Source organism: Microvirga sp. BSC39, assembly GCF_000739015.1.
Lineage (GTDB): Bacteria > Pseudomonadota > Alphaproteobacteria > Rhizobiales > Beijerinckiaceae > Microvirga.
Genome location: NZ_JPUG01000060.1, coordinates 210,206 through 235,848, shown reverse-complemented (window position 1 = coordinate 235,848; position 25,643 = coordinate 210,206). Strand labels below are relative to the sequence as shown.

Annotated in this window: 25 protein-coding genes and 2 pseudogenes; 6 read left to right on the top strand and 21 right to left on the bottom strand. The window is 61.1% G+C overall.

Features of this window, described 5'->3' with window-relative positions:
* From MA07_RS11175 to MA07_RS11160, 3 genes are all read right to left on the bottom strand, one after another.
* Nucleotides 1-739: IS5 family transposase (locus MA07_RS11175; protein ID WP_036350559.1), on the bottom strand; the 739-nt coding region annotated here is incomplete at its 3' end.
* 526 nt (nt 740-1,265) lie between these two features.
* Complete coding sequence (locus MA07_RS11165) at nt 1,266-1,988, bottom strand: DUF6064 family protein (protein WP_052003077.1); 723 nt, start codon at nt 1,986-1,988, stop codon at nt 1,266-1,268.
* Nucleotides 1,988-2,851, bottom strand: coding sequence for an aldo/keto reductase (locus tag MA07_RS11160; RefSeq protein WP_244445235.1), 864 nt, complete (start codon nt 2,849-2,851; stop codon nt 1,988-1,990). Before MA07_RS11160 ends, MA07_RS11165 begins: the two co-directional genes overlap by 1 nt.
* Nucleotides 2,852-3,351: 500 nt before the next feature.
* Here MA07_RS11160 and MA07_RS11155 point away from each other — a divergent pair, with 500 nt between their 5' ends.
* Nucleotides 3,352-3,858, top strand: coding sequence for a DDE-type integrase/transposase/recombinase (locus MA07_RS11155; RefSeq protein WP_052003076.1), 507 nt, complete (start codon nt 3,352-3,354; stop codon nt 3,856-3,858).
* Between the two features lie 352 nt (nt 3,859-4,210).
* Here the strand turns inward: MA07_RS11155 and MA07_RS11150 are convergent, their stop codons facing one another.
* The 4 genes from MA07_RS11150 to MA07_RS11135 form a co-directional block, all read right to left on the bottom strand.
* Entirely contained in the window at nt 4,211-4,465 is a 255-nt protein-coding gene (locus tag MA07_RS11150) for an RNA polymerase sigma factor region1.1 domain-containing protein (protein ID WP_036350442.1), read from the bottom strand.
* Between the two features lie 586 nt (nt 4,466-5,051).
* Nucleotides 5,052-6,446 carry a PAS domain S-box protein gene (locus tag MA07_RS27775; protein ID WP_160195430.1) on the bottom strand — a complete coding sequence of 465 codons (1,395 nt, stop codon included), beginning with the start codon at nt 6,444-6,446 and terminating at the stop codon, nt 5,052-5,054.
* A gap of 57 nt (nt 6,447-6,503) precedes the next feature.
* Nucleotides 6,504-8,264, bottom strand: coding sequence for a histidine kinase famiy protein (locus MA07_RS11140; RefSeq protein WP_052003074.1), 1,761 nt, complete (start codon nt 8,262-8,264; stop codon nt 6,504-6,506).
* Between the two features lie 148 nt (nt 8,265-8,412).
* Entirely contained in the window at nt 8,413-8,637 is a 225-nt protein-coding gene (locus MA07_RS11135) for a hypothetical protein (protein ID WP_036350440.1), read from the bottom strand.
* Between the two features lie 170 nt (nt 8,638-8,807).
* On the opposite strand from MA07_RS11135, the gene MA07_RS11130 reads away from it, so the two are divergent.
* Nucleotides 8,808-9,071, top strand: a complete 264-nt coding sequence (locus MA07_RS11130) for a DDE-type integrase/transposase/recombinase (RefSeq protein ID WP_036350437.1) — start codon at nt 8,808-8,810, stop codon at nt 9,069-9,071.
* A 119-nt stretch (nt 9,072-9,190) separates the two neighbouring features.
* Here MA07_RS11130 and MA07_RS30870 read toward each other — a convergent pair whose 3' ends face one another.
* Nucleotides 9,191-9,934, bottom strand: a complete 744-nt coding sequence (locus tag MA07_RS30870) for a response regulator transcription factor (protein WP_036350436.1) — start codon at nt 9,932-9,934, stop codon at nt 9,191-9,193.
* 558 nt (nt 9,935-10,492) lie between these two features.
* Between MA07_RS30870 and MA07_RS11120 the strand changes: the two genes are divergently transcribed.
* Nucleotides 10,493-10,729 (top strand): hypothetical protein, encoded by a 237-nt coding sequence (locus MA07_RS11120; RefSeq protein ID WP_036350434.1) that lies wholly within the window; start codon nt 10,493-10,495, stop codon nt 10,727-10,729.
* Between the two features lie 112 nt (nt 10,730-10,841).
* Here MA07_RS11120 and MA07_RS27770 read toward each other — a convergent pair whose 3' ends face one another.
* Both MA07_RS27770 and MA07_RS27765 read right to left on the bottom strand, forming a co-directional pair.
* Nucleotides 10,842-11,345 carry a hypothetical protein gene (locus MA07_RS27770; protein WP_052003073.1) on the bottom strand — a complete coding sequence of 168 codons (504 nt, stop codon included), beginning with the start codon at nt 11,343-11,345 and terminating at the stop codon, nt 10,842-10,844.
* A gap of 6 nt (nt 11,346-11,351) precedes the next feature.
* Entirely contained in the window at nt 11,352-11,642 is a 291-nt protein-coding gene (locus MA07_RS27765; protein WP_052003072.1) for a hypothetical protein, read from the bottom strand.
* A gap of 1,012 nt (nt 11,643-12,654) precedes the next feature.
* On the opposite strand from MA07_RS27765, the gene MA07_RS27760 reads away from it, so the two are divergent.
* Entirely contained in the window at nt 12,655-13,248 is a 594-nt protein-coding gene (locus MA07_RS27760) for a hypothetical protein (RefSeq protein WP_052003071.1), read from the top strand.
* On the opposite strand, the gene MA07_RS11105 is transcribed toward MA07_RS27760, so the two are convergent.
* The 4 genes and pseudogenes from MA07_RS11105 to MA07_RS11095 all read right to left on the bottom strand — a co-directional run bounded on the left by MA07_RS11105 (nt 13,242) and on the right by MA07_RS11095 (nt 15,342).
* Nucleotides 13,242-13,499 (bottom strand): hypothetical protein, encoded by a 258-nt coding sequence (locus tag MA07_RS11105; protein ID WP_036350432.1) that lies wholly within the window; start codon nt 13,497-13,499, stop codon nt 13,242-13,244. The genes MA07_RS27760 and MA07_RS11105 overlap by 7 nt on opposite strands.
* 460 nt (nt 13,500-13,959) lie before the next feature.
* Nucleotides 13,960-14,085: pseudogene (locus tag MA07_RS30865) on the bottom strand (transposase); the annotation flags it as partial.
* Nucleotides 14,077-14,274, bottom strand: a pseudogene (locus MA07_RS31325) (IS110 family transposase); the annotation flags it as partial. The pseudogenes MA07_RS30865 and MA07_RS31325, both read right to left, overlap by 9 nt.
* Nucleotides 14,275-14,538: 264 nt before the next feature.
* Nucleotides 14,539-15,342 carry a Crp/Fnr family transcriptional regulator gene (locus MA07_RS11095; RefSeq protein ID WP_244445233.1) on the bottom strand — a complete coding sequence of 268 codons (804 nt, stop codon included), beginning with the start codon at nt 15,340-15,342 and terminating at the stop codon, nt 14,539-14,541.
* Nucleotides 15,343-15,691: 349 nt separating this feature from the next.
* On the opposite strand from MA07_RS11095, the gene MA07_RS28965 reads away from it, so the two are divergent.
* Nucleotides 15,692-16,651, top strand: a complete 960-nt coding sequence (locus MA07_RS28965) for a helix-turn-helix domain-containing protein (RefSeq protein ID WP_081928921.1) — start codon at nt 15,692-15,694, stop codon at nt 16,649-16,651.
* Between the two features lie 84 nt (nt 16,652-16,735).
* On the opposite strand, the gene MA07_RS11090 is transcribed toward MA07_RS28965, so the two are convergent.
* Entirely contained in the window at nt 16,736-17,014 is a 279-nt protein-coding gene (locus MA07_RS11090) for a hypothetical protein (RefSeq protein WP_036350426.1), read from the bottom strand.
* On the opposite strand from MA07_RS11090, the gene MA07_RS29615 reads away from it, so the two are divergent.
* Nucleotides 17,013-17,972, top strand: a complete 960-nt coding sequence (locus tag MA07_RS29615) for an IS630 family transposase (protein WP_152568827.1) — start codon at nt 17,013-17,015, stop codon at nt 17,970-17,972. The two genes, MA07_RS11090 and MA07_RS29615, sit on opposite strands and share 2 nt — an antisense overlap.
* A 313-nt stretch (nt 17,973-18,285) precedes the next feature.
* On the opposite strand, the gene MA07_RS11080 is transcribed toward MA07_RS29615, so the two are convergent.
* The 6 genes from MA07_RS11080 to MA07_RS11050 form a co-directional block, all read right to left on the bottom strand.
* Nucleotides 18,286-18,987 (bottom strand): hypothetical protein, encoded by a 702-nt coding sequence (locus MA07_RS11080; protein ID WP_052003069.1) that lies wholly within the window; start codon nt 18,985-18,987, stop codon nt 18,286-18,288.
* A gap of 1,338 nt (nt 18,988-20,325) precedes the next feature.
* Nucleotides 20,326-21,312 carry a DMT family transporter gene (locus tag MA07_RS11075; protein ID WP_052003068.1) on the bottom strand — a complete coding sequence of 329 codons (987 nt, stop codon included), beginning with the start codon at nt 21,310-21,312 and terminating at the stop codon, nt 20,326-20,328.
* A 254-nt stretch (nt 21,313-21,566) separates the two neighbouring features.
* Entirely contained in the window at nt 21,567-21,830 is a 264-nt protein-coding gene (locus tag MA07_RS11070; protein WP_036350424.1) for a hypothetical protein, read from the bottom strand.
* 308 nt (nt 21,831-22,138) lie between these two features.
* Complete coding sequence (locus tag MA07_RS11060; RefSeq protein WP_052003067.1) at nt 22,139-22,924, bottom strand: Crp/Fnr family transcriptional regulator; 786 nt, start codon at nt 22,922-22,924, stop codon at nt 22,139-22,141.
* A 228-nt stretch (nt 22,925-23,152) separates the two neighbouring features.
* Nucleotides 23,153-24,187 (bottom strand): PHB depolymerase family esterase, encoded by a 1,035-nt coding sequence (locus MA07_RS11055; RefSeq protein WP_036350423.1) that lies wholly within the window; start codon nt 24,185-24,187, stop codon nt 23,153-23,155.
* Nucleotides 24,188-24,344: 157 nt separating this feature from the next.
* Nucleotides 24,345-25,322, bottom strand: a complete 978-nt coding sequence (locus MA07_RS11050) for a hemerythrin domain-containing protein (RefSeq protein ID WP_160195429.1) — start codon at nt 25,320-25,322, stop codon at nt 24,345-24,347.
* Nucleotides 25,323-25,643 lie beyond the last annotated feature (321 nt).

The following is a 25,643-nucleotide window of genomic DNA, read 5'->3' as shown; positions in this document are numbered from 1 at the left end:
CCTTGGCCAGGCGGCGGCAGCGTCCAAGCCAACCGAAGGTTCGCTCCACAACCCAGCGGCGCTTGAGGACCGCAAAGCCTTTGCCCGCGTCGGAGCGCTTGATGATCTCGATGGTCCAGTGCCCAAGAGCGGCGACGGCGTCGCGCAGCTTGTCTCCCGCATAGCCACCATCGGCAAAGACATGGCGCAGCCAGGGATAGAGGACGCGGATGGATGTCAGCACCTCCATCGCCCCGTCGCGGTCCTGGATGTCGGCGGGATGAGCGCGCAGCCCGACCAGATGGCCTTGCGTGTCGGTGATGATGTGGCGCTTGCGGCCCTTGATCTTCTTGCCGGCATCAAAGCCGCGCGGTCCACCGCTTTCCGTTGTCTTCACCGCCTGACTGTCGACCACGCCCGCGGACGGGCCCGCCTCCCGGCCGACCCTCTCGCGCGAGGCGGCCACAAGGGCATGGTTGATCCGCTCGAACGTGCCATCCCGTGACCAGGCATAGAAATAGCTCTGCACAGTGGAGTATGGCGGAAACTCCTTGGGCAACTGGCGCCATTGGCAACCGGTCGCGGCCAGATACAGGATCGCCTCAACCACCGCCCGCAGACATGTGGTGCGGGGACGGCCGATCCGCCGGGCGGCGGGCATGAAGGGCTTGATCAGCGCCCATTCGGCATCGGTGAGATTGCTTGCATAACGCAGTCCGTCTCGCCGATAGTGTCGGCGAGTGGCCTCAGTCCAAACCATCGTGAACTCCATCGAATCTTCGCAAATCCGACGGAATCACAAGGGCTTGAAGCCACTCAACCTTTTTCAGTCAGCCTCTTAGGCATGCCCGTTAAAGGTCCGCTCACCGCGGGAGACCAGACCTTTGTGGCTTCGTGACGAGCCGCTCCGTCGCAACACTATGAATAAGCTGGGAGTGGACGGAGTTTAGGCTTCAGTGACTAACTTCGCCGTTCCCGCTCGTTAGATCGGTTCGCCCTCGAACCTGAGCGAGGCCCGCCCACCTCAACGTCTGGCTACCTATTGACTACCTGGGGAGAAACGGCTCAACCGGCAAATGCCGGTAACCCTTTGACATTGTTGGTGATCGCGCTGGGACTCGAACCCAGGACGCTCTGATTAAAAGTCAGCGGCTCCGCCCGCAGTCAGGCACCGGAAGTTACCTTGTTGTGCTTATCTTAGCCGATCAAGCATAGACGCTCCGCGTGGGTTTTGTCCGGCTAGAGCTGCATCCATCAGGCTGACGATGTCCTCACGGGGCAAATTGCTACGTTACGCTCCGATTATTGGCTTGAGCGTTGATCGGGCTGTCCCGGCCCTGCCCTCGCACAGACAACAGTCGATAGACTGCCATCCCCAGAGCGCTAAGGGCGACCACAGGCATGACCCAGGCGTCCGGTGAGCCCATGGTCCAAAGGGTTGCCCCGCTGAGCGCACACCAGATCAGCGGAATGACCATGAGCCCCCAAGGGGGCCGCTTGTCCACGGTCAGGAGGACGCCGAGCGTGGCAAGCACAGTGGGATCCGGCGCGACACCAAGGATCTCAGTCTGCGTCCAGTCTCGACCAACCAGCGGGACAATCAACGGCTGGACCACCAACGCGAACACAAATAGCCCCATTCCACTCCGGCTGGTCCAATCCTTGTACGGCCTAAATGAGAGCTGGCCGCGAACGACACCTGTCCAGATCAGCAGCACTGCCTCGATGACAAAGGCGATAGCGAAGTAGCGCGCCGCCCAGTTGATCGTGTCGTAGTGCTCCAGATGGTAAACCCAGGCGGTCCAAAGCCAGCCGGCCGCAAGGATCACCATCACCACTCCCTGGCGGAGACTGCCGCGATGCAGCCGCCACAGGATCACGAGCCCGAGCAGCAGCGCCAGGATCTGCGCCGGCCAGATCGCCCGGTTGTAGAGCTCGAAGAGGCGATAATAGGTGCGGGCCGAAAACAGCAGAAAGTCCGATGGCGTGTAGGACAGCCAGTCCGCCATCAGAGGCTCTCGACATAGGCGATCATGCGGGCCCGCATCGCGGCATCCGGCAGGGCCCCCGTGGCGGCCGCCATGTTCTCGCGCACGTGATCGTCGCGGGTGGTGGCTGGAATGGCGCAGGTCACAGCCGGGTGCGAGATGATGAACTTCAGAACAAACTGTGCCCAGGTTCTCGAGTTGATCTCGGCTGCCCAAGGCGGCAGCGGGTGGCGTTCCAGGCGGTCAAGCAGGCTACCCTGCTGAAATGGGCGGTTCACGATCACCCCGATGCCGCGCTCCGCAGCTAGAGGCAGAATGCGGTCTTCGACCTCACGATCGAGGATGTTGTAGGTCACCTGGATGAAGTCGAGCGGGTGCTGACGCATTACCTGCTCAAACTCGCGGTGCCGGCGTCCTTCCGAGGTGGTGATCCCGACATAGCGCGCCTCACCGGCCGCCTTCATGGCGAGGAGGGTCCTGAGATGCGCCTCCCAGGATAGAAGATTGTGAACCTGCAGCAGGTCAAAGCGAGGAACCCTCCAGTGGCGGCGCGACGCCTCAATCTGGCTTGGGCCGGCTGAGCCAGACGAGGTCCAGACCTTGTCGGCCGAGAACAGACGGGATGGGTGGCCGAGCTTTTGCAGGCCATAGCCGACCACCTCCTGCGATGAGCCGTACATGGGAGAGGAGTCGATCAGGCGTCCGCCGGCTTCGAAGAACGCCCGCATGACCTCGGCACAGCTGTCCCGTGCTTCGCTGTCGTTGCCGACGTTGAACGTGATCCAGGTGCCGAGCCCGACCAGGGGCAGCGCCTCGCCGGTCGAGGGTATGGGCCTCGTGAGAACCGGACCTGGCTGTGCGGCTCCGGTCAGGGGCCACAGCATTGCCGCGGCACTGGTCCCCACGAAAGCGCGGAGGAGACTGCGGCGGCTTGGGGGGTGTGATTGCGGCATTGAACGTTCTCCTGACCTGTTGCCTCCGGTTGCCGTGCCAGTCTCCCGTGTCTGCCCTAGGCTGCTCTGCCCAACCCTTCCACAGGTCGGTGGCTGGGTCGAACTTCTCATGTTCCCCAATGCAAGCCCTGTTTGCACGTGCGGAAAGACGTTTCGGCACGTCGTACAAAACGGGGCCAATCTACCGCAGTTTCTCAGATGACAGGTCTTTCTCCCCTGCCGCTCCCGACCGCAATCGGTCAGAAGTTGCTCTGATCGCGCGGCCGCAGGCATCGTGAGCCTTGAGTTTCATGTTCATAACAACGTGCATGTATCGTTACAGTGCCATGAGGCCGTGGGCACAGGCGGCTCGCAGTTGGAACCTTGGCTGTTCTCAGCAGTCACCTTCGTGCAGCGCCTCAACCAGACTGGAACGACACCGGAGGCTGTCGATGCGCAGAGCCCCCTTATCCGTGATTTCACTACTCGGCGGCATTACCCTGGCCAATCCTGCGGTGGCCGAGGTGTCGATCGTGATCGACAAGCACGGCCGGTTGATCGACTTCATGCTGTCAGACCGCCGGAACACCAAAGCGGCGTATCGCTTCCTGCGCAAAGCGCTGAAGACGCTGAGCGACTATCCGCCCTCATCGATCACGACGGACAAACTGGCTTCGTATCCGAAGACAATCCAGCGCCGGCAGAAGGACGGCCTGGTGTCGAACGATGTTGAGCACCGGGCATCGAAATATTTGAATAATATCATTGAGGCTGACAATGGAGCACTCAAGCGCGTTATCCGGCCGACCCGCGGCTTCCAGAGGATTGCAACAGCCTCCGCTACCATCAAAGGCTTCGAGGTAACGCGGATGATCCGCCGCAGCCATTGCTGCCTGGCAGAGCGCGACGTGACAGGCGAAATCCGTCTTGTGAACCAGCTCTTCAGCCTTACCGCTTGAGCGACCTGTTCGACTCGGCTCGTTATACCCTTCGCAGATTAATGCAACAAAGCTTTGTGCTCATCGAGGCAAAGGTCCGGGAACGGGCGAACTCACTGCCCTCCAAGACTGTCTGATGTTTCGCTCCTAAGCGGGACGAAGCCCCGCTTCCGCCTCAGGACATCGCCAATGCGCCAGTCAGCGTTGTGGGAGCATAAGGGTCTGTGGAGCTCCCAGTAGTGGATCAGTATCAGGAAACCGCCATCTCAACCCGAGTACCTGCCCATCAGTACGGAATGCTCCAGAATGCTCTGTAGCTGCCCCACAAAGCCTCATGCTCTCCTCGTTGATCAGGGTTGTGACAACCGTTGAGCTAGCAAGTCTCAGGCAGTGGCTCATTGGCGTTGGCAGGCTGAGGAATCGCGCTGCCAACCACCTCTGCGGCATCAACAGCGCGGATGCCGATCTCTGAGAGCTGCTCAAGGACATCCTCTACCTGCTCTGGCGAGACAATCCCTGGCAGCAGGAGTCGGTCAAGCTCGTCATAGGTGATATAGCCCCGCCACCTCGCCCGTCGGATCAACCGCCAGACAGATGAATTGCCAAGATCAATCAACGGTTCGTTCATCTGCGCCTCACGGGGAATGGAAAGAGAGCACTGGGGAGCTAGGAACTCCGAGGTGGTTTCAAGATCCACATGACGGTGTCATTAGGGCTGCATCTTCCGCTGCCGCACGAAAGGCTCCGGCACGGCCGCTGGCTCAAACATCCGCCTGATCATGCCCGGGGAATGATCCGTGCCACCGGTTGCGAGATGGTATACCGCATGAGGTCGCCGGCATGGTTACCCAGATCTGTTCGTGGCCGTGTTCAACAAGCCTATCCGGCTTGAGGCAATTACTGGCACGAGTACAGGGATCATTGGCAATCACTTAGCTATATAACATCTCATTCAATCAAAATAACGCACAAGATCTGGTGCGATCCTTGCCTGTCCACTGTAGGTCAGCTTGGGGTCAAAGTGTAACGTAAAGCGGATTGAAAGGAGGTCCACTCACGCCGCGAAAGCCGAAATTCAGTTAAAGTCCGCCTGGTGCCAGAACAGGACTTTCGCACTTCCACTGTCACGGGGGAGCGCCTGGGTAGGCGGCACAATGTCTCGGCTGCTGAGCAAGCTGATGGCGGTGACGTGCCGGCGCCTCAGAAGAGCCCGATCAGCCGGAGCCTGGCTCCTGAAGGGCCGATAAGGGGGCCTCAATGCTCCAGGCGACTCCAGTCGGCTCGTAGCGGATTTCAGCCTGTCCACCGAAACTCCCCGCAAGACTTCGCTCGATCAAGCGCGAGCCGAAGCCCTTGCGCTCGGGCACCTTGACGGGCGGACCGCCGCTTTCCTGCCACCTGAACCGGAACAGGGCAGCATCCCCGTCCCCTGACACGTGCCACGTGATCCGGGCTTGCCCTGTTTCCGCAGACAGCGCTCCGTACTTGGCCGCATTGGTGCACAGCTCGTGCAAGGCCAGGGAGAGTGCAAGTGCTGCCTTAGGGCCGAGGCGGATGTCAGGTCCTTCGACATGGATCCGGCCGTGATCGTTGTGCGACTGGGTGGCACCTGCAACGATCACCCTGATGCTGGCGCTGGACCAGTTCTCTTGCAGCAGCGTGTCGTTTGCCTGGGCAAGGGCTGCCAGTCTCTCGCCGAAGATGGTGCCCGCCTCCTCCAGTGAAGCGGCGCTTCGCATCGTCTGGGTGGAGATCGCCTGGACCAAAGCCAGGGTGTTCTTCACCCGGTGCGTCAGTTCTTGCATCAGGAGCTGGCGCTGCTCCTCCGCCTGCTTGCGGTCCGTGATGTCGTACACGGCTCCGATGACCCGCGAAGGCTCGCCGGCCTCGTCGCGCACGATCTCCCCGCGCCGTGCCAGCCAACGCACCTGCCGGTCATCCTGGCGGATGATGCGGTATTCCGTGTAGCCAATCAGATCCTCAAGAGGATGGGCCAGCGAGGATGCGAGCAGATCACGGTCGTCGGAATGGACGAACTCCTCGAACGCACCGACCCGGATCGACGTGTGCTGCCCTATTCCCCAGATGCGGCAGAACTCCTCCGTCACCATCACCTCGCCTGAGCGGATGTTCCACTCGAAGGTACCGATACCCCCGGCATGCTGCGCGATCCGCAGCCGTTCCTCGCTGCTGGCAAGCGCCGCCAGGTTACGAACCCGGTCGCTGATTTCCATCGAGATGCCCACGATGCCGACCATCTGCCCGACGTCATCCAGAACGGGCGAATCAGTCACCTGGACCGGAAAGGTGTGCCCGTCCTTGTGCCGCAGGACGACATCCCCCGACCAGGCCTTGCCGGCCCTGAGGCAATCCATGATCTCTTGAGCCTGCGGGAGTCCTTCCGGAGGAATGTTCAGCTCCAGGATACTGCGCCCGAGCGCCTCCTCGGTGGCCCACCCGTACAGCCGCTGGGCGCAGCGGTTCCAATAGGTAACGACGCCATCGAGGTCTGTCGCGATAACTGCCTGCTCGACGGCGTTGAGGAGTTGTGCCTGGAAATGGACCTGCCGGCCTGGATCCATGTCTCCGGTTGAGGCGAACGACGTCATGATCGGCTGAACCATCCTTGAGCCTGCGATCCCGCAGCCGCCATCGGCAACACGGGCTCAACCCTCGTGCCGCGGTCCCCGCGACGCGCCGGCCTCAGGCATCCGCCGCTCGCGTCCGCGGCCGTTCAGGGCGGCCCGAACCCGGTCCGCCAGATCCGCCCGGCGATACGGCTTTCCGAGGACGTCGGCGCCGCCCGATGCCTTTCCCTCCCTCAGGAGGTCATCGTTGTAGCCCGTAGTCAGGAGCACCCCGATGTCAGGCGCACGCTCCCGGATGACGTCTGCCAGAGCCAGCCCGTTCATGCTGCCCGGCATGACGAGATCGCTGAACAAGAGTTCGACCCTGCCTTCTACGCTCTCGAACACGGTGAGAGCCTCGTCGGCGTCTCGCGCGGTCAGGACAGTGTAGCCAAGGGCTGTCAGGTGCTCGCGCGCGAGTTCAAGCACGTCGTTGCTGTCCTCCACCACAAGGATCGTCTCTGCCTGGCCCTTCGGTTCCGTGTGCGCCAGGTCCCGGCTCGGCTGACGGGGTGCATGCGCCTGCGTGTCAGCCGCTGGAAACAGCATGCGGATGGTCGTGCCCTTGCCATGCTGGCTCTCAATCTCAAGTCGCCCGAGGGACTGCTGCACGAAGCCGTGCACCATGGCGAGCCCGAGTCCCGTGCCCTTGCCCTGGCTCTTGGTGGTGAAGAACGGCTCAATCGCCCGCTCCAGCACGTGCGGGGGCATGCCTTCGCCCTCGTCGCTGATAGTCAGCGCAACGTAATCACCCGGGGGGAGATGATGGGCGGACGCGTTCCCGTTAAGGTGGACCTTGGACGTCGCAATGGTGACGCAGCCGCCCTTTGGCATGGCGTCACGGGCGTTGATCAGCACGTTGAGGACTGCCATTTCCAGATGCACAGGATCCACGAGGGCTGCCGGCACCCGGGAGCGCAGGTTGAGCTGGATCTCAATTTGAGGTCCGACCGAGTTCTCCAGCATTTCGCCGAACTCGGTAATCAGGGTGTTGAGGTTCGTGGGCTTCGCCTCGAGCCGGGTCCTGCGGGCGAAGGCCAGGAGCTGCTTCGTCAGCTTGGCGCCACGCTCGGCTGCACGGCTGGCGTTCTCGAGCGGGCGGCGCAAGGATTCGTCATCTGTCCGCGAGAGCGCCAGCTCCAGATTGCCCGAGACCACTTGCAACAGGTTGTTGAAGTCATGGGCAAGGCCCGCGGTGAGCTGGCCGATGCTCTCCATCTTCTGCGCCTGGCGGTAGGCCTGCTCCGAGGTCCGCCGTCGCGTCACGTCGAGCTGGGAGGCAAAGAAGTAGAGGAGCCTGTCGTCCTTGTCGAAGACGGGCGCGACGAAGCACGCGTTCCAGAACGGGGTTCCGTCCCGCTTGTAGTTCAGGAGCTCGACCGAGACGGCCCGGCTCTCCTCTACGGCCTGCCGCAGTTCGGCAACGGCCTCCCGGTCCGTGTGGGCACCCTGAAGGAAGCGGCAGTTGCGCCCGAGAACCTCCTCTTCCGTGTAGCCGGTCAGGTCCTGGAAGGCACGGTTGGCGAAGACAATGGGGTTGTCCGGCAGGTTGGGATCCGTGAGGATGATCGGCATGCGGGTCATCTCGATGGCGGCGAAGAACACGCTGCCCCGCTCATCAAGCCCCGGGTTTGTGATTGCCGCCCTTTGCCAGTGGTGGATGCCGGGCCCGCCTGTCGGGTTGTAGGAGACGTTCTCGTGCTCGCCGGCTGCGGGAACACCGATGCTCTGCCCGTCTCCCTGAACATCCAGGGACGGCGGGTTGCTTCCCGCGCCCTCGGGCGCGTCATTGTCAGTCATGGGTAGCCTACGGCGCCTGGAGGCGAAGTTTCGGGAGTCACGACGGGCTGCGGAGGCCTGGATTACCCGACCCTGTCCGCAAGCAGCGGTAGCTATGTCAGGCGGGGCAGGTGTCAACCTATAGCTGGCAGCCAGCGTGGGCCGTTGCTCACGTGGATTGGAACGCGCGGCGGGCTCTATCGCGGATCTTGTCGAGTTCGTCTTGCAGAGAATTGAGCTGACCTTCCACTTCCTCGAAGGACGTGCACTCCGGCGTGATGGACAGGCGCCCATCCTCGCTGCGGACGTATCGCAGAAGGGCAACCCTGATGGATCTTGGCTTGTCCGGGGGGCCGGGCTGAACATCCAACTCGAAGGCTCCGAACATGTGCATGAAGAGGCTCCTATTCATCGGATGCTAGATTATAGGGCTAAATCGTATCCCGCCCGGATGCGGCTGCCGCCAAGCGCTTCTTCCGCAAGGCTTTAGAGCAGCTACACACGCCCAATCCGCGAACCATCACCGTCGATAAGAACGCCGCCTAACCCATTGCGGTGAACGTCATGAACCGGAATGGAGAACTCTGGCGCTTTGCCAAACTCCGGCTGGTGAAGCTCTGGAATAGCATCGTGGAGCAGGATCACCGGCGCATCAAGCGTCTGGCTCACCCTGCACTGGGCTCCAAGAGCTTCGTGACTGCCACGCAGACGATTGCCGGCTATGAGGCCATGGCGATGATCTGCAAGGGACAGGTCGTCGGTGTACTATCCAATGACATGGACGCTCAGGGCGGCTTCATTGCCACCCGGTTCGGTACAGCCGCGTAACCAGCGTCCTTGTCTGGCCTCCGCTTGACCTATGTCAAGAGTTGCAACGGAACCGTCACTCTTTGGGCCCCTCCCCACGGAGCGGGGCCCTTTTCATGGACTGGGAGAGCTAACCTCGCTTAGCCCGCGAGTTGCGCCTCTGAAGAGTTCGCCGCAGGAGCGAGGAACTGCCTCGCCCACATAGCAGCCTGGGTGCGGTTCTCAGCCCTGGCTTTCCGTAGGATGGCCTTGAGGTGAACCTTCACCGTTGCCTCAGCCAGGCCAAGCTCCCGGGCAATCAGCTTGTTGGACGCGCCCGTGGTGAGCAGCCGCAGGATCTGAGTTTCCCGATCGGAGAAGCGGTTTACAGCGGTGCCATCTCCGCCGATCACCATCACCTTCGGCTCTTGGTTTGAGATTTGGCTCAAAAGGGCAAAGCCAATCGAAGCTGGCAGGAACGTTTCTCCCAGCATCACCAGCTCGAGCGCCTTGAGTATGGCTTCCTGCGACATGCCCATTGAACACAACCCGTTCAGACCGGCCTCAACCAACTGCCCGATCGCCTGCGGCTCCAGGTGATCTGACAGGAGCACCAGCCGGGCGCCGGGGCAACGCTCTTTCAGTTCTCCGAGGAGTTCCTCATAGCCTTCCTGCGAGAGGCTCTCGCAGATCAGGATAAGGGTGGGAGGGTTGTCATCGGTGGCCGACAAGTCCGGGACGCCGGCGGAAGCATCACCGGAGAGAGCAAACTGAGACCCTGCCAGAAGCTGGGCAATACCAGTGCGCAGAAGGGTGTTCCGGCACAGAAGATAGGTGGTCACATGGTGGAAGGGATCACGAGCAAGCGGAAGGATTTGCGCCTTGTACACGACGTCTTGGTCCATAAGTTTTTAGCCCCTTGCGATAGTTTCTGGTCCAGCACAAGCGCGAACGCCCACTCCCTGCTCGTGCAGTGGAGCGTGGACGAGACGCAACTGTGTGGGAGAGCTGTCCTGAGATCAGGCTCGACTTGGCGTTAACCCTTCCGAACCGGGGCAGTTCCAGCCGGGTAAGGGCTCCAAATGGGCTAATCCTTCCGGGTATCAGGTGAGTGGCACTGTGCGGGCACGGCTGCTGGAGGCCATTCCACTCTTGGGCGGAAACGTTCTGGCCTGATGCCGGTTATTCGAGCGAGGGCTGCTTCAGTCCTCAAGACCAGGAGGCCTCCTCATCTACCTGGCAACGGCGGGTGAGGAGGCTTCCTCTATTGTACCTGACGCTAACAAGTGTTGGGCTGTCGTCTTCAAAGGCGCTGTAAGGTAATAGGCTCCAGGAACCTCTGGACCCCGATGACGTGAGCCAAGATAACGATAAGTAGCCTGCACCAATACCCCGCGATATCGGCTCACAACGAAGAGACCGAGCCGGACCGGATCTCGCGCCTGCATGAGGCTTTTGGGGTCATGTGCGCCATCGCCCGCATGGTCTGGCGCGAGGAAACAGGCTTCGGCTCCACCGAACCAGGGCTGATCCATACCCGCTGGGACGGTGCGGTCATTGCTCTGCGGGACACCAGCGGACAGCTCGAGGTGATCTGGGCCTCTTCCGATCACAAGGAGCGCTTTGGCGTCCTGGCCGAACTCGGATGGGAAGCCATGTCAGAGTCGCGAACCAATGTCGTTCACCGCCTCCCAACGTGACCCTCAGTTTATCTAAATGACGAATGATCCCTCGCCTCATCTGAGACCGGTGCGCTCCTCCTGGGCGATCTCTGGGCCACCCCCAACGTGCCATCCGGCGCACGGGTGTACTTCACCCCCTGCTCCGGAACGCCAGCACAATGGCCTCCAAGCTGTCGCGGCGCCCCGAGGTTTCCCCATGGATCACCACGCGCTTGACTGATGTCGGAGAGATATTGGCTGCGTCTGCCAGTTCACGCGTCGACCAGTTCAAGAGTCCTCGGGCCGCTCTGATTTGAGCACTTGTAGGAGTAATCCACGTTTCAAAGTCGAGAGATGCCTCCCTGATGTCCAATGGAAGCGGTTGCGTGTCAGCCTGACCGGAGGCCTCCAGATGGTGCAACCAGAGTTCATCGACGGCGAGCCGTCCCAGGCTACGAAGCAACGTCGTCTGGTGCGGGCTGAACTCCCGCGGCTTCAGGTCGGAAACACAAAGGGCCCCAAGCCGGATTCCAGGCCGGATCGTCACCGAAGCTCCGGCATAGAACTGGATGTGAGGCTTCCCTACGACATAAGGGTTCTTCGCAAAGGTCCGCTCCACCAAAGCAACCGGCACCACGAATACGTCGTCGTGCAATATTGTTTAATTACAGAACGCATGCTCCCGAGGCACCTCCGACACTGTTATTCCCTCCGGCTTTGCCTTGAGGAAGTAGCGGTGTGCATCGGTCAAAGTCACGTGAATCATTGGAACATCGAAGAGCTGCTTTGCGATCCGGCAGATGCGATCAATGGCAGGCGAAGATGGCGTGTCGAGAATGGCCAGACTGTAAAGGGCAGCGAGACGCTCGGCCTCGTTAGGCGGCTGTGGGAAGGGGATGTCACACTGATTGAGTATAGCAGTTGGGTCGCCCACCAAGGTCAGCTTCTGCACAGCCCAAGTCGTTGATTTCCCTCGACGAGAGTTTTCCCTGACGGGTACAGGGCAGTATTCGCATTTAATGTGACATCCCTGAAGCTCAGCCATGGACCACGACCCTCGAAATGGGAACTCCGGCCCCGGCCCTTTGTTGGCTCGACATTCTCACACTATCAGGAAGGCTGGTCAGATGATGTGTCCATTCTGCAAGCAAGAGGTCGATGAACCGTGCCAGAACACAGTGGAGATGCAGCGGCGAGCCAATCAGGTCGAGCGATGCAATCACGCTCTGAAAAGCTTGACAGGAATCGTGTTCGGCTAACCGTGGCCCTTAGCATAGCGGCGCTTCTTAGCGAGGTACTTCCATCCTTCTAACGTCTTCGCTAGAGCAATCACCTCCTTGTAGCGGCGGGCGTGCTTATTGAACGAGGGTCCTGCACGAACTTTCCCGGCCATGATCTTGTTTCTTTCTCTGTCAAGCAGGAGCCCACAACAGCCTGGGTATATAGCTACTCAGCTACCTTGACTGCTGACGCCTCGCGAGCCGCTCCACAAGCTCCGACAAACGCGGCGGAAGGGGAGCCTCAACCGGCCCATAGGCCACTCGCATTCGCTCGCCTAGCCACTGAAGCTCATCGATGTCCAGTCCTTGAGTAGATGTGCTGTCGCTTTGGAGAGGAAGCGTGGATGGTGGGACCTCGGTCAGGAGCAGAGCTCGCATTGAGACACTCTCGTTGGCGGCGCGAATGGCCGATGAATGCCCCTATGCCCTTGCCCCTATTCGGAGTCTCGTGCGCGCAATGCAGCGGGATACTGTGGCTTTTGTGCGGGCAAGGGATTGGGCAACCCTGCTTGTCGTCTCTGGTGAGGCCATTCGGACTCCCCAAGGGCAAGAACCCAGGTCACATCGGCAGAGTCGATGCTCAATCCAAGTCTGGTCGTGAGGGCATGCGTCCAATAGCGATCTCCCCAGCAGGAACCTCTCTGAAGGGGCCTACGTTGGCTGGGATCTGAAGAGGTCGTATTGATGAGGAAGATAGCGCTCACCGCTATTGTCATGTTCTCGATTGGCATCGCCGCAGGCTCGGCAGAAGCTCAGAGCCGTCCAGGTGGGTGCCTTAAGTACGGGCTCGGCGGGGCTGTCGCCGGTCATTTCGCAGGCGGGCACCGGATCAAAGGAGCGCTCGCGGGCTGTGCCCTCGGCATCTATCAGCGCCGACAGTACGAGCGCGAGGTTAGAGAGCAGAACGAAATCAGGAACAGGCTTCCAGAGCGCCACCCCGCGCCCATACCGGAGCGGGACAACCGCTACGACAACCAGGACCGGAGCGCCAATCGCATTCCCCTGCCTCGCCAGGAGGGCACCAGTCCCTATGAGGATCTTGGAATTGACCTTGGTCGCCGCCCCACCCGTGAGCAGGCCACGAGAAGTGAAGATCGTATGGGTGATCGGAACCTTGGACGGGACGGTCACACATCGGGTGGGTCGTTTGCGCGGGGTCAGCAGGAGGGGCGCGATGGTTTGGATAACCGAGAGTGGGCTCCCGACCCAAGGCGGCAAAGGCGCTTCGAGCCGGAGGAGACCGGCAGCCTTCCTCGCGCGAATGGCCAAGTCTACTGACCTCGATTGATGCTGTCGGGCACCGTGAACCAGGAGACGAGAATCGAGATCGATATGGCAAAGAACTCCTGGATGAGCCTCTGGCTGAGCGCCGCAAACACCTGGGCTGGTGCTGCCCGTGGTTTCTGGACGACAGAGATGCACCGCCAGCAGAGGGCCATGTTGAGCGCGATGTCGAAACCGACAGCGCGGCCTGCCACGAAGCGCAGTTCGTCCAGGAAAGTCTCATCCGGGGCGCACAGGAAGTCCAAAGGCTAATTTGACGCTCAAGGACTCGTTCGGCCCCTGGCAGAGATCGCGTCTGAGCCGGATCGATTTTGCAAGATGAGGCCAAAAAGAACCCGACTGCCTTTTCAAGCGCCGGGTCGAGCAATCTGCATCTCGTAAGTCTTAGACCCGCCGCACAAGGGAATGCAGGGGATATGACGGGCCCACATGTGTTGATAATCCAGTCGCGCCTAACAGGTTCCAGCACTTGATGAGCTTTCTCACGAAGTGCTTCTTCGCGTATCCTTTTGCTCTTTTGAAAGCTTAGATTGTAACTAATTTCTCACAGGGCGAATGGGAATCTAAACTGTCTTAGCTGCAGCATAATTTCGGAAATATTTTTCAAGGCAGCCTTGGATACACCAACAGCATGTTGCGATGCAGCCGCCGGCCTGCGGTCTCGATCCAGGGCCACAGGCCGAGCCTCGCGCCAGATGGGCGGCGCACCAGCACGATGTGGGCCGCCTGCACGAACAGCGTGCGCAGGTACGTGTTGCCGCGTTTGGAGATCCTGCCCAGGATGGTGCGGTCGCCGGTCGATTCCTGCCTGGGCACCAGCCCGAGCCAGGCGCCGGCACAAGCTTCCATGCCAATCAGGCAGGGTGGGATGTTGGCCAGCCGCTGCGTGAGCTGGGACCGGGAGAGCTTAAGGCGCAGCACGATGGCGCCACGCTCATCCTGGCCGACAAGGTGGAAGCTGTTCTTGCCCAGATCGATGCCCAGGGTGGCAATCGCAGCAGAGAAAGAAGACTGTGTCATGGGACGTGCTCCTTGCGTGGCTCGGAGCCCCACAGCTTACGAACATGCGGGGCAGAAGCACGGCTGGACCATCCCATTAGGAGACATATCCAGATCCTCAAAAGTCCAAAAGAAGAGCAAACACGCACCCTCTTGTTCCGCACACTCGCAGTTCCGGTTGTACGTTTGGGTTCGGCAATGGGGTCTTATATAGTCATCAAAGGCAAAGGGTTGCTGTAAGCTGGCTCGTGCCCGCTCACTGGTATAGTCCGCAAGCGGTTCCCTTCACAGTCTCGTGAATGTATGAGGTAAGAGGCGCTCGAAGGTGGCATGTAGCTTGCGGTAACACTCGCAAGCTGTTTGCTCGAGTTTGCTGCTGTCGGTTATGACAATGCCCCCTCTCACCTGACTGATCAGCCCGGCCACCTGGAGCCTCCCCATGATGGCGCTGACTGTGGACCGCTGGACGCCGAGTCGTTCCGCCAAAGTCTCATGCGTCAGTGGCAGAACAGCCTGATCAGTCCTATGGTTGGCGCTCAGAATCCAGCGGCACATGCGGCTTTCAACACTGTGGATCGCGTTGCAGGCGACTGATTGCAGGATTCGCACCTGCATGGCTTCAGCGAAGTTCTGGATGAGTTGCGCAATCCCAGGGCGTGCTCCGACTGCCACCTGCATCTGATCCAGAGATATCCGCGAGGCTGTTCCCGTCATTTGCACGACGTAGTTTCCAAAGGAGTGACGGGTGACCGTTGCCGGAACAAGGCCCATCACGCCCTCACGGCCGCAAATGGCCACCTCGGCAGTGCTGCCGTTTTCCATGACAGTAATCAGCGATATCACCGTGTCATGAGGAAAGTAGGCGTGGTGCAGAGTTTCGCCTGCTTCGTAGATAACTTGACCCTTTCGAAGACTGACGATTTCGAGATGCGGCTCAAGGTAGGAAAGATCATCGGGCGGCATAGCAAACAGGAGCCGGTTGGCCCGGTGACCCGCCATTTTGAGGTGAGCTTTCATGCCATCATGCAGCCATCCTGCAATTGAGCTTCCCGAATGCGATCTTACGATCGAGCGATAGTCCCATTTCAAGCGAAGTCGGATCTTCGGACCGGCCAGCCGCGGCCATCCTGCGCTACAAAGTAGCGTTTGATCAGATCTGTATCAGCACGCGCCAGTATGAATGCCCCACCTGACTTGACGTTATGACGTCGCTCTCACAAGCTTGACGATTATCACTTGAGCAAGGGACGATTATCACTTGAGCAAGGAGTGTCTTGGTGTGGAGCGAACTGGGGCTTGGACGTCAGCGAACTGCTCCCAATGAGTTCGGCCCCATTGTTCGTCTGGATGATCCCTACGGTCTCTCGCCCAGGAGTATCATCCAAGGCGCCAAGCTGCTTGTAATGTCCGGCACGGTTGTAAACGGGTGGAACGGTCCATGGGAGTAACAATCGAGATAAGCACTCTGGCAACTCCAGCCGAGCAGTTCAGGTATTGGCGCGAAGTTGTTTGTGAGACTTGGTTCGGGCTGTGGGCCGAGCGGAGCAACTCAGGTCCGTTTGATGCACGCATTGAGCTACACGAACTGGGCTCTGTGCAGGTGGCGCAGGCCTACCTTCCCCGACATCGGATGGGCCGTGGCGCAACGGAAATGGCTCGCCTGCCCCAAAGTGCCTACTGTTTGCATCAGCTGCATGAGGGTGCTGTGCATGGACAGTACCGAGGAGTCGAGTACCAAGCCGGCGCTGGCGATCTCTTACTGTTCGACACGGCAGACCCATGTGAAAGTTTTGTTATCGATCAGCCTCTTAGGACAACAATCCTTCATTATCCTCGTAAGCTGATTGATGATCAATACGCTAGTCTAAGGCGGGCCTCAGTTCGACTGCATAGCCGTGATGGAATGGGAGCCCTTCTTGCAGGCTATATCAGCTCACTCTCACAGGCTGCCTCCACCTTGCCGCCACAGGCTATGGGTAAGGCTGAGTCGATCCTATGTGATTTAGTTGTGGCTGCATTCCAGCCGTCCGCGCAGCCAGATCTATGCCAGCTTGGGATTCGACAGGCAAAGCTTGCAGCGGCCCAACAGCTCATCGCGAAAAATCTAGCAGATCCTGAGTTCGGTATTGGCAGGGTAGCAGAACGTCTCGGCGTCTCACGTCGTTACGTGCAGAAGCTGTTCGAGTGCACCGGGCGAACATTCACCGAGACCCTTGTGTCTGCACGGTTAGAGGCTAGCTACCATGCCTTGAGCGACAGGCGGCAGAAGGGGCGTACCATCGCCGATATTGCATTCGGCTGCGGCTTCAATGATCTCTCCTGGTTTTATCGATGTTACCGGGAGCGATGGAGCGAAACGCCAGGGGACACACGGGCACGCCCGACCAGAGCATCCTGAAGTCAAGCCCAGCCGCCACACGAAGGCCACCCGTGGACATGACGCTGCGCCGTTTCGCCCAACCAGGTTTTGAGGGCTGTTCGTTCAGTGCAGAGCGGACTGTTTCACCTGAGCTGAAACGATGAGCTCCACTGCCGCTCGTAGTTCATCCTCGTCACTCCGCCTTAACTGGCTCTCGCAAGCGACACAGGTTTCGGCAGCTTGGACTGTGCTGGCTTTCCCGTCGTCACGTTCGTCCATCAGCGGCAGGTCTCCCGAGACCTGTGTCGCGGCGCGTGCGCCATTAAAGCGGAATTCGAGCTGATGTGAATCGAAAGCGGCGGGCTGCGCGTTGATCAGCATATGGCACGGGAGGCGAGCCATGCCCCAGCCCTATTCCGCCGATCTGCGTGAGCGCGTTCTGGCTGCCTATGAGCAAGGAGAGGGCAGTCAGGTGGCCATTGCGCACCGCTTTCGCGTGTGCCCCGCCACGGTCTGCAATTGGATCCGCCAAGCCCGCCAGGAAGGCCGGCGCTGCCCCAAGCCGCACCGCGGCGGGCCTACCGGTCGGTTGGGATCCCATGATCTCGCGCTGCTGCAGGAACTCGTGGCTGAGACCAACGACGCCTACCTGGATCAGTATGCGGAGCGTCCGGCACATCACCGGCCAGCGGGTCAGCCGTCCGGTGATGTGCCGGACGCTCCAGCGTCTCAAGCTGACGGTGAAAAAAAGACGCTCCGGGCAGCCGAGCAGGAGCGGCCCGAGATCGCCAGTGAGCGTGAGGCCTTTCGCCAGCAGATGAGCGCGCTTCCCGCGGACCGCCTGGTCTTTCTGGATGAGAGCGGGGTGACGACCAAGATGGCCCGAACCCACGCCCGAGCTCCGCGTGGGCAGCGGGCGTATGGCTCCATTCCCCTAGGCTCCTGGCAGCGGCTGACGGTGTTAGGTGCGCTCTCCTGTGAGGGTCTGGTGGCCACCATGAGCATTGAGGCGTCGACCTCCACGCCAGTGTTCCTGGGCTATCTCGAACAGGTGCTGGTGCCGGCCCTCAAACGCACGCGGCCAGATGCCATTCTGGTGATGGACAACCTGCGTCCGCATCACGCCACCAAAGTGGGAGAGTTGCTCGCCCGAGCTGGGATCGGACTACTGGACCTGCCGCGCTACTCACCGGAGTTCAACCCGATTGAGCAGGCCTGGGCCAAGATGAAAGCGCGCCTCAAGGCCAAAGCCGCCCGCAGTCTCGAAGCTTTGGAGGCCGAGCTCAAACCCGCCCTTGACAGTATCACGGCCCAGAATGCGCGAGGCTGGTTCAGGCATGCCGGCTATGCTCTACATTGATCCGAAATCCGCTTTAGATTGGGCTGGTCGCTTTCAGGTGCGAGCAGGATCAGGTCGGCGAGGCTCCCGACGATCATGGATGCCATCTCGACCAGGTCAGTTTCGCCGCTCGAAGCGCTCCTGCACCAGTTGATTGATCTCGCAGTGCAAACAGTCGGACATCTCATCCCCCTCTCTGGCAGAGGGTCGCACCCGGCCTGCACACGGCACCCCTTAGCAAGGTTCTGGGAACAACCTAACAAGGTTCAGGTGCGCACGAGCGGCCGTGACAAGCAGAAGGCAGTGTACGCCAGGCCTAACGGACGTGGCACAATCATCTGCCGCGTCGCGGTTGCAGCGACCGCGCCAGCCCGCGAATGACATCATCCTCGATGCCGAGTGCATCGATCTCCTCCTGCGTCTCAGTCTCCCGCTCAGGCACAGTAGCGGCCACGGGTGGAGACGCATCAGCCGCTGGCACGTCGGATATCATGGCCTCCAGCGACCGTGACCAAGTGGAGAACCGGCCGTCGAGAAGGTCGAGCAGGTTGTTGAGAGCCGCATTCGAGACATCCACCTCGGGGGCCTCTGGAGCGCCCTCAAGAGCCAGGCGCCGGCGCCGATAGGCAGGCTCGGCGCTGACCTCCGGGCCAAACCAGGGCAAAGGATGAAAGTCCTGTTCGTCCTCTGATGGAACGACTAGAGCTACCAAATCGAGAGGAGCGGGCCTGACGAAATGAAGAACCTGGATCTCGTATGAGCCAACCGAAAGCCGGGTGCGCAAGTACTCCACTTGGCTCTGGCTGACGGCGAGCAGAGCCTGCGCATGAGCCGGGGGTAGGTCGGCCCGCTCCTCGGCCGCCCCGTCAGCCCCTGCCTGAAGAATCAGGCTGCTGCGGGCCTCCTCAACCTGCACAAACGCGCCGCGGTTCAGCTGATCGGGAAAGTAGCCCTCCACCACGCGCTCGCCTCCGCTCTCCTTCCGGATCAGGCGCGCCAGAGACGGAGCGATGACGAACAGGCGCTGTATGGGCACGCGGCGGCCTCTCTCATGGTCTGGTGACGGGCATCCGCCCTGCCCTTAACCTAGGGCACAACCTTAGGAGAGAAAGCAAAAAGCGCTTCAGGCCGCCGTCCACACTTCGAACAAAGAGAAGCGCCCCGCATCACAGAGGCGCTTGAGTTCCAGGGAGGACCAGCCCCCCAGCCGCTCCTTCATGGACTACATCAGAATGCCTGATCAGCAAGGCCGTGGCTGTCCCAGAAAGGGCACAGGTACTAGCAGATGTGCCCTCAGAGGCTGGCCAACAGCAGGCTGATGCCGACCAACATGCCAAGGGATGCAACAAATCTGATAGCAGCCCATGTGAACGTTGGCGCCGGCATAGGAGCAAAAGGAGGCGCTACGACTTCTGTCTGACGCATGGTGAAAACCTTCAGGAAATCAGCTGGTTCTGGGAAAGCGCCATAGGGACGAGCAATCGCGCCACTTGGCGGGTGTTTCTCTGTGCGATTTTCACGCTGGTGTCTGTAGCCGGCGGGACACACGGCCGCCTTGATACGGCTGATCGTCGACAGTCCTGGCTCACAGGGAGCAGAAAGGACCTAGCCTCAGACACGAGCATGGTTCCGCATGCCTTCCAGTGGTTGACAGCACCAAGAGCCGGGAGCCTGACGAACCATGCCTCATCCCCTGTCGCATCAGTCTACTTGGCTGACAGTGATCTTTTTGCGTGACTTACGCGTATATCAGTTCGGCCTGGTCACAGGCACGGGCGGATCGGCGGGTTTCTTCGATTTCATTGTCTGACTGCTGACGAACACCATGCTGCAGGACAAGGCGAACAGGAACGGTATCACCAGAAAGGTGAAGATCTGAGTATCGGTCATTCCAACAAATTGCGTGATGGGATGCGGGACGGCTGCCGCTCTTAGCACGGTCATGTCACTGAGCCACGCCCGCCGGCGCGTGAATGGAGTACGGGATTGTCGGGCACCCGGAGCGGCCGACATCCAGGATGTGGGTCATTCCCTTTGCACACGAGCGCCCTGGTTGAGGTTTGTCGACAGCGCCTCGGCCGAGGCGTTTCAGGTCAGGTTCTGGTGGTCCACCGCTGCGCCAAGGCGCCGCGCCCCTTCTGGGCTGCTTGTGCCCTTCAGCAAATCATCTGACTCTGACCTCAGCTGCCTTACACCGACAGCGGTCGATGAGCCCCAGGCCGGGCACGGATGCACTGCTCTCCCGGGCTCCTCGTCGGACCTCACCATAGCGCCGGTCTCATACCCGGCACTCCGCCCCACATCGCGTCCAAGCCCCTGGTCTTCTCAAGCGGCATTGTCGAGCAATGCTCCCGAACGGGGTCCTGCCAGCAACTTAAGGGCGGCGGATTCCGGCAACGGCAAGCCTCGCCTCCCTGGCTCTGATCCGTTCGCGATGAGCGGTGTAGAGGCCGCTCGCCGCGATGACGAGCCCGCCCACGAGAGTCATGGCTCCCGGCACGGTGCCGAACACGCCAAAGCCGAGCAGCCCGGCGAACAGGAGCTGGGCGTAGGAGAACGGCGCGATGGTAGACACTGCGGCCTTGCGGTAGGCCAGGATGATGAGCCAATGCCCCATGGTCGAGAAGCCGCCCATCAGCACGGCCAGGCCGCTCTCGCCAGCCGTGGGGGTGCGCCAGTGGAACGGCACGAAGGCCGTCAGGGCGATCAGGCCAACCACGGCCGACCACGCCAGGGTCACGTCAGGCCGCTCAGAGCTCATCAGGCGGGTGGCGATGGCAGCCACGGCCCAGGAAAGCGCCGCGCCGATCGGCAGCAGGGCGGCCACGTGGAAGGCCGAGCCGCCGGGCTGGACGACAAGCATCACGCCCAGAAAGCCCACCGCCGCGGCGGCCCAGCGCCGGATGCCCACCTTCTCGCCGAGAAGCGGGATCGAGAGGGCGGTGATGAAGATCGGCGAGATGAAGTTGATCGCTGTTGCCTCGGCGACCTGAAGGTGGCCCAGTCCCAGGATGAAGAGGACGGATGAGCCGGCCACCGCCAGCGCCCGGATGATCTGGAGGCGCAGGCGCGGCGTGTGCATTGCCCTCGCACCACGGGCGACAAAGACAGTCGGTACGACAATGAGGCAGAAGACGACGTAGCGCAGCCAAGTGACTTCGATAGCAGGCAACGTGTGCGTGAGGACCTTTGCTGCGATATCGCCCATGGCGAAGAAGACGGTCGACAAGAGGGCCAGGCCGATGGCGGCGAATGTCGCGTCCTTGGCAGGAGCGCCGGTCCTCCCGCCTGGTCTCGCGGGGTTGGCTTCGGCGATGGAGGAACAATCCGCAGCGGCGGAGACGGCGGGAGGAGGGCTCATGGGTGCTGGGGCAATTCCAATGAGAGCATGGGGCTTCACGCGCTCTGGTGAGCCAGCAGGAATAGCCGACATTGCTGAAAGTTGTCTAAACTGAACTCGTGCTATTGCGCGGGGCACACCCGCGCCAGGTGCATAGTAAGTTGTCCCGCGGCCGCGGCGATGTTTGTGATTTCTGCGAACTGCACAAGTGCTGGAATGATCTCAGCCCTCCCCTGTAGCACCCAAGCGCTCGCAGCGAGGCCGTCGCCACACCCTCACAAGCCTGGAGCCGTGTTGTGCCGATTGTTGGTCTTCACGGTCGAACACCCGAGCCAGGCACACAGTTCTTCCTGGGACGGGAAGTCGTGCTCGATCTCCCGGAAAGGCGAAGGCCTCCTGTTCCGCGGCAGATCCTCCAGCAGCTCGGCCGTCCAGGTGTAGGGCTGGCGCGAGCCGTTCCTGACAACACTGGCAACAACAGTGTCGCGCAGGAGAAGGTCATAGGCGCCGGGCGCCAGCTGGATCAGGCGGTAGGTCATTCTCGGTTCTTGTCAGATGCAAGCTGGAGATCAATGCACTCATAGGCTTGGGCGAGGGCCGCAGCGCGATCTGAGGCCATGACAGGGTCGGCGTTGCTTGGGCCGAGCCGTCTGTGGTGGGCCTGGACGGACTTGAACCCCCAACCAGACCGTTATGAGCGGCCGGCTCTAACCATTGAGCTACAGGAGCCATGCTGGCTCGCCGGTTCTTCCGCTATATCAAGAACGACACAGCGGGCCAAGAGTGCGGTTGTCTCCTGAGCAGTTCTACCCTTAACGGATCTCGATGTCCTCTTTACCCTCAGAGTTTAGCAGCAGCGACGCTGCGAACGCGGGTCGAGTATTGTGACAGTCCTGTAGGTGTGAGGGAGCAGCCGCTCGAAGCTGCGACGCACGGTGCCATAGCACTCGCAGGAAGCTGCCTCTAGGCCGGCGCGGTCCGTCACGGTAATCACCCCCCGGCCCTGTCTGATGAAACCTGCGTGCTGAAGTGATCTCGTGATTTTGCTGACGGTGGAGCGCTGGACACCGAGCATGTCCGCCAGGAACTCATGCGTTAGCGGCACGGTGTCCCGGTCGAGCCGGTCGTGCATGCTGAGTATCCAGCGGCAGGCGCGGGTTTCGACGCTGTGCACTGCATTGCAGGCCACGTTCTGCAGAACCCGGGACATCATGGCCTCAGTGAAGCGCAGCACCAGCTGGCGCACCTTCGGGCGCTGGCCGACCACCTCGTGCAGACGCTCTAGATCGATCCGGGAGGCGTTGCCGGTGGCTTGCACAATGTAGCGCCCGAACGATTGGTTGGTCGTAATGGCACTGACAAGGCCCAAGGCTCCTTCCCGGCCGTAGACCGCCATTTCGGCCGAGCGGCCGTCCTGTAGCATAGCCACCAGCGACACCACCGTGTCATGGGGAAAGTAGGCGTGGCGCAGGGCATCGCCGGCCTCATACAGCACCTGATCCTGCTGCAAGGAAACCCCATGCAAGTGCGGTTCGAGTGCCGCGAAATCGTCCGGCTCCAAGGCTGCCAGCAGCCGATTGGCGCGGTGATTGACCTTCAGAACTGGAGCGAGGGCGTAGTCATGCGTTTTCATACTTCAAGCTAAACTGGCAGCAGGCCCAAAGAGAAGCCCGAATTTTCAGCTGGGTTAGCCCACGCTTGATACCGATTGGATTAACAAAGGCTGCGTTGCCGTATGTCGCCGCTCCGCTGGCCTGGATGATCGCCATGAGAAAGGTATGCGGTCTCCATGATCAAAGACAGTCAGCAAGAAGTTTCTCAGTGGCTGCCAGTATGCTGGGCTCAAGGGCTGGACTGCCGCTCAGGTCCGGCGGGAGGCTGCCTTCCGGCGAACAAGGCCCCACGACCTCGCCAGATGCAGCGAGGATGAGATGCCCATATCCAGCATGAACGGTCCGGCTCCTCCCGCCGCGACTTGAGCCTTCGTCCGGCGCACCGGCGTGCCGTGGCCCATGCCATCGATCAGGTACAGTTCAATGACCGTGTCACCCTTCCTGTTCGACCATGCCCGTCGGCGGTGGCCTGCGACTGACGTCTGACCAAACACCTCCTCGCTGACACCATGCACATTGGTCCACTGGCTGAGCAACGCGGCTGCATTGGCAGCTGCAACCGTCCGGTCCTCTGTACCATGCCAGATCGACACCCTCGGCCGTGGGCCCGTATAGGACGACGCGGAGCGGACGAGGTCGCCCCATTGCTGGGTGCTCCGCGGTTGCGGCCGCTTCATGGCGGACATGACCTGACGCATGCCAGAGGCAGCACCATAGGGTAGACCGGCGATGATCCCGCCGCCGGCAAAGACCTCCGGGTAGGTGGCCAGCATCACTGATGTCATGGCACCGCCTGCCGAGAGACCCGTGACAAAGATACGGGTAGGATCAATGCTGTAGGTCCGCCGCATACGAGTGACCATCTGGCGGATCGACAAGGCTTCGCCTGAGCCCCGCCGGGCATCGTGGGGCTGGAACCAGTTGAAGCAGCGGTTCGGGTTGTTGGTTTGGGACTGCTCGGCATAGACGAGTGCAAAACCGTGCCGTCTCGCCAGCAGCGACCAGCCGCTGCCCTCGTCGTACGCGCGGGCGGTCTGCAGACAGCCGTGCAACACCACAACCAGGGGCGCGCTGTCGGGCAATTGCGGGGGCACGTAAGTCAGCATCCGGAGATTGCCGGGATTGGAGCCGAAGGCGCTGACCTCGGTCAGCTTGCTCTTCTTGAGTCGGGTCTTGCGCGGCTTGGTGATGAACTTGCGCGACGTCGCCGTGGCCTTGACGAGGGCCTTCTCCCAGCGGCGCTGGGCTTTCAGAAGGGGGGCAATCGAAAGCTTCAGTCGCATGCCCACCCGCTGGGAAGGTTTCGAGACAAGAGCGTCTCATGCCAGGCACCACACGAAATCGATGGAACGTCGGATGCCAAGGACAGTCCTGTGATGTTGCCCGATCGATAATGTGGTGCTCCCGGCTCGCAAGCCGGGAGCGTCGTCAGACAGACCCTTAGCGCCCGCGCCGGTCGTGCTCGGGTTGCGCCGTGAGGGTCCGGGTGGCCTCATGGGCTACTTGGGCAGTGAGTTGCGCCAAGCGCTGGCTGTTCTCGAGCATGCGCTCAACGTTGCCGCGAACCAGAGCACTCTGGAGGTTGACGAAGTCTGGGATCGTCCGGCAGCTCAGAAGATCGGTCATCCCCTCCAGATTCTTCAGCAGACGCTCCTGCCGGAGCCCGAACCACTCCAGCGTGATGTTTCCTGCCCCACCGGCCAGGATCCGATTGGAGCGGGCCACCACTTGAAGATAGTCTGGCATCTGATCGACCAGGGTCAGAGCCTCCCGGCCCTGACGGCTGAAGCTTTCCAGCGAGCGGCCGCTCACTTCAGATGCCGCCTGGGCACTGTCCTCAACAGCCTCCTCCACCGACTGCTCGAGGACCCTGACGCTCTCCGAGCTAGCCTCGACGGCAGCCAGTAAGGTCCCGGATGTTTCCTCCTCAGCACCGGCCGGCTTGCGGCCGCGCCGCGTTCGCCGTGGTTCAGCTGCCTGCCGGGTCTCCGCGACCTCCTCCTCAACCTTCTCGACGACAGCCTCGACCTCCTCCGCGCTCAGGACCTTGAGCACAACCGGCAGCAGCTCGTTCTTGTCGTTGCGGATATGCTGCTGGAATACCTTCCTCAGCTCTGCCACCTTGGTCAGGAACGCATCGTTGTCCTTCGGGGTGGCCGCGAGTTCATTCAGGAGAGCCCTGGTCTGCTGGTGGTCGTCCCGAGCCCCACGGACCAGGTCTGCCGTCTCCGGGTTCTGCTCCAGCACGGGAAACAGATGCTGTTCCTGCAAGCTGGCCAGAAGCTCCAACTCCTGGCTTAGCGCCGCAAGCAGCCGGTTGCGGAGCTCGACCGCCTCATGGGAGGTGTCGAGGAGTTGGGCAAAGAGTTCGTTGGCTTGATCGGGCGGGGTTTGGACGATGGTTCGGTTGGGGGTCATCATTCCTCGCAAAGGTGGAGGGAGCGACCCGGACCATCAGCGGCGCTGAGGTTAGCTGCGCTGATCACAAGGCCAGGACCTCTCCCTCGGGGAAAGAACGTCGGATCGGTACACTGAACTGGATAGACTGACGCACAGAACAGGTGCCGAGAGGCTGCTGTGGGGCCGCAGAGGGCTGCCTTGGCCGTATGGCACAGGATCCATACTGCACCGCAGCATAACTTGGCAACGTGGAATTTGATCCCGGAGAAGAGCTGCGGCATCTTGGTTCAACGAAGCCGTTAAGGAGAGAGGGGCGGCGCAAGCTCAGTCGATTGTGCA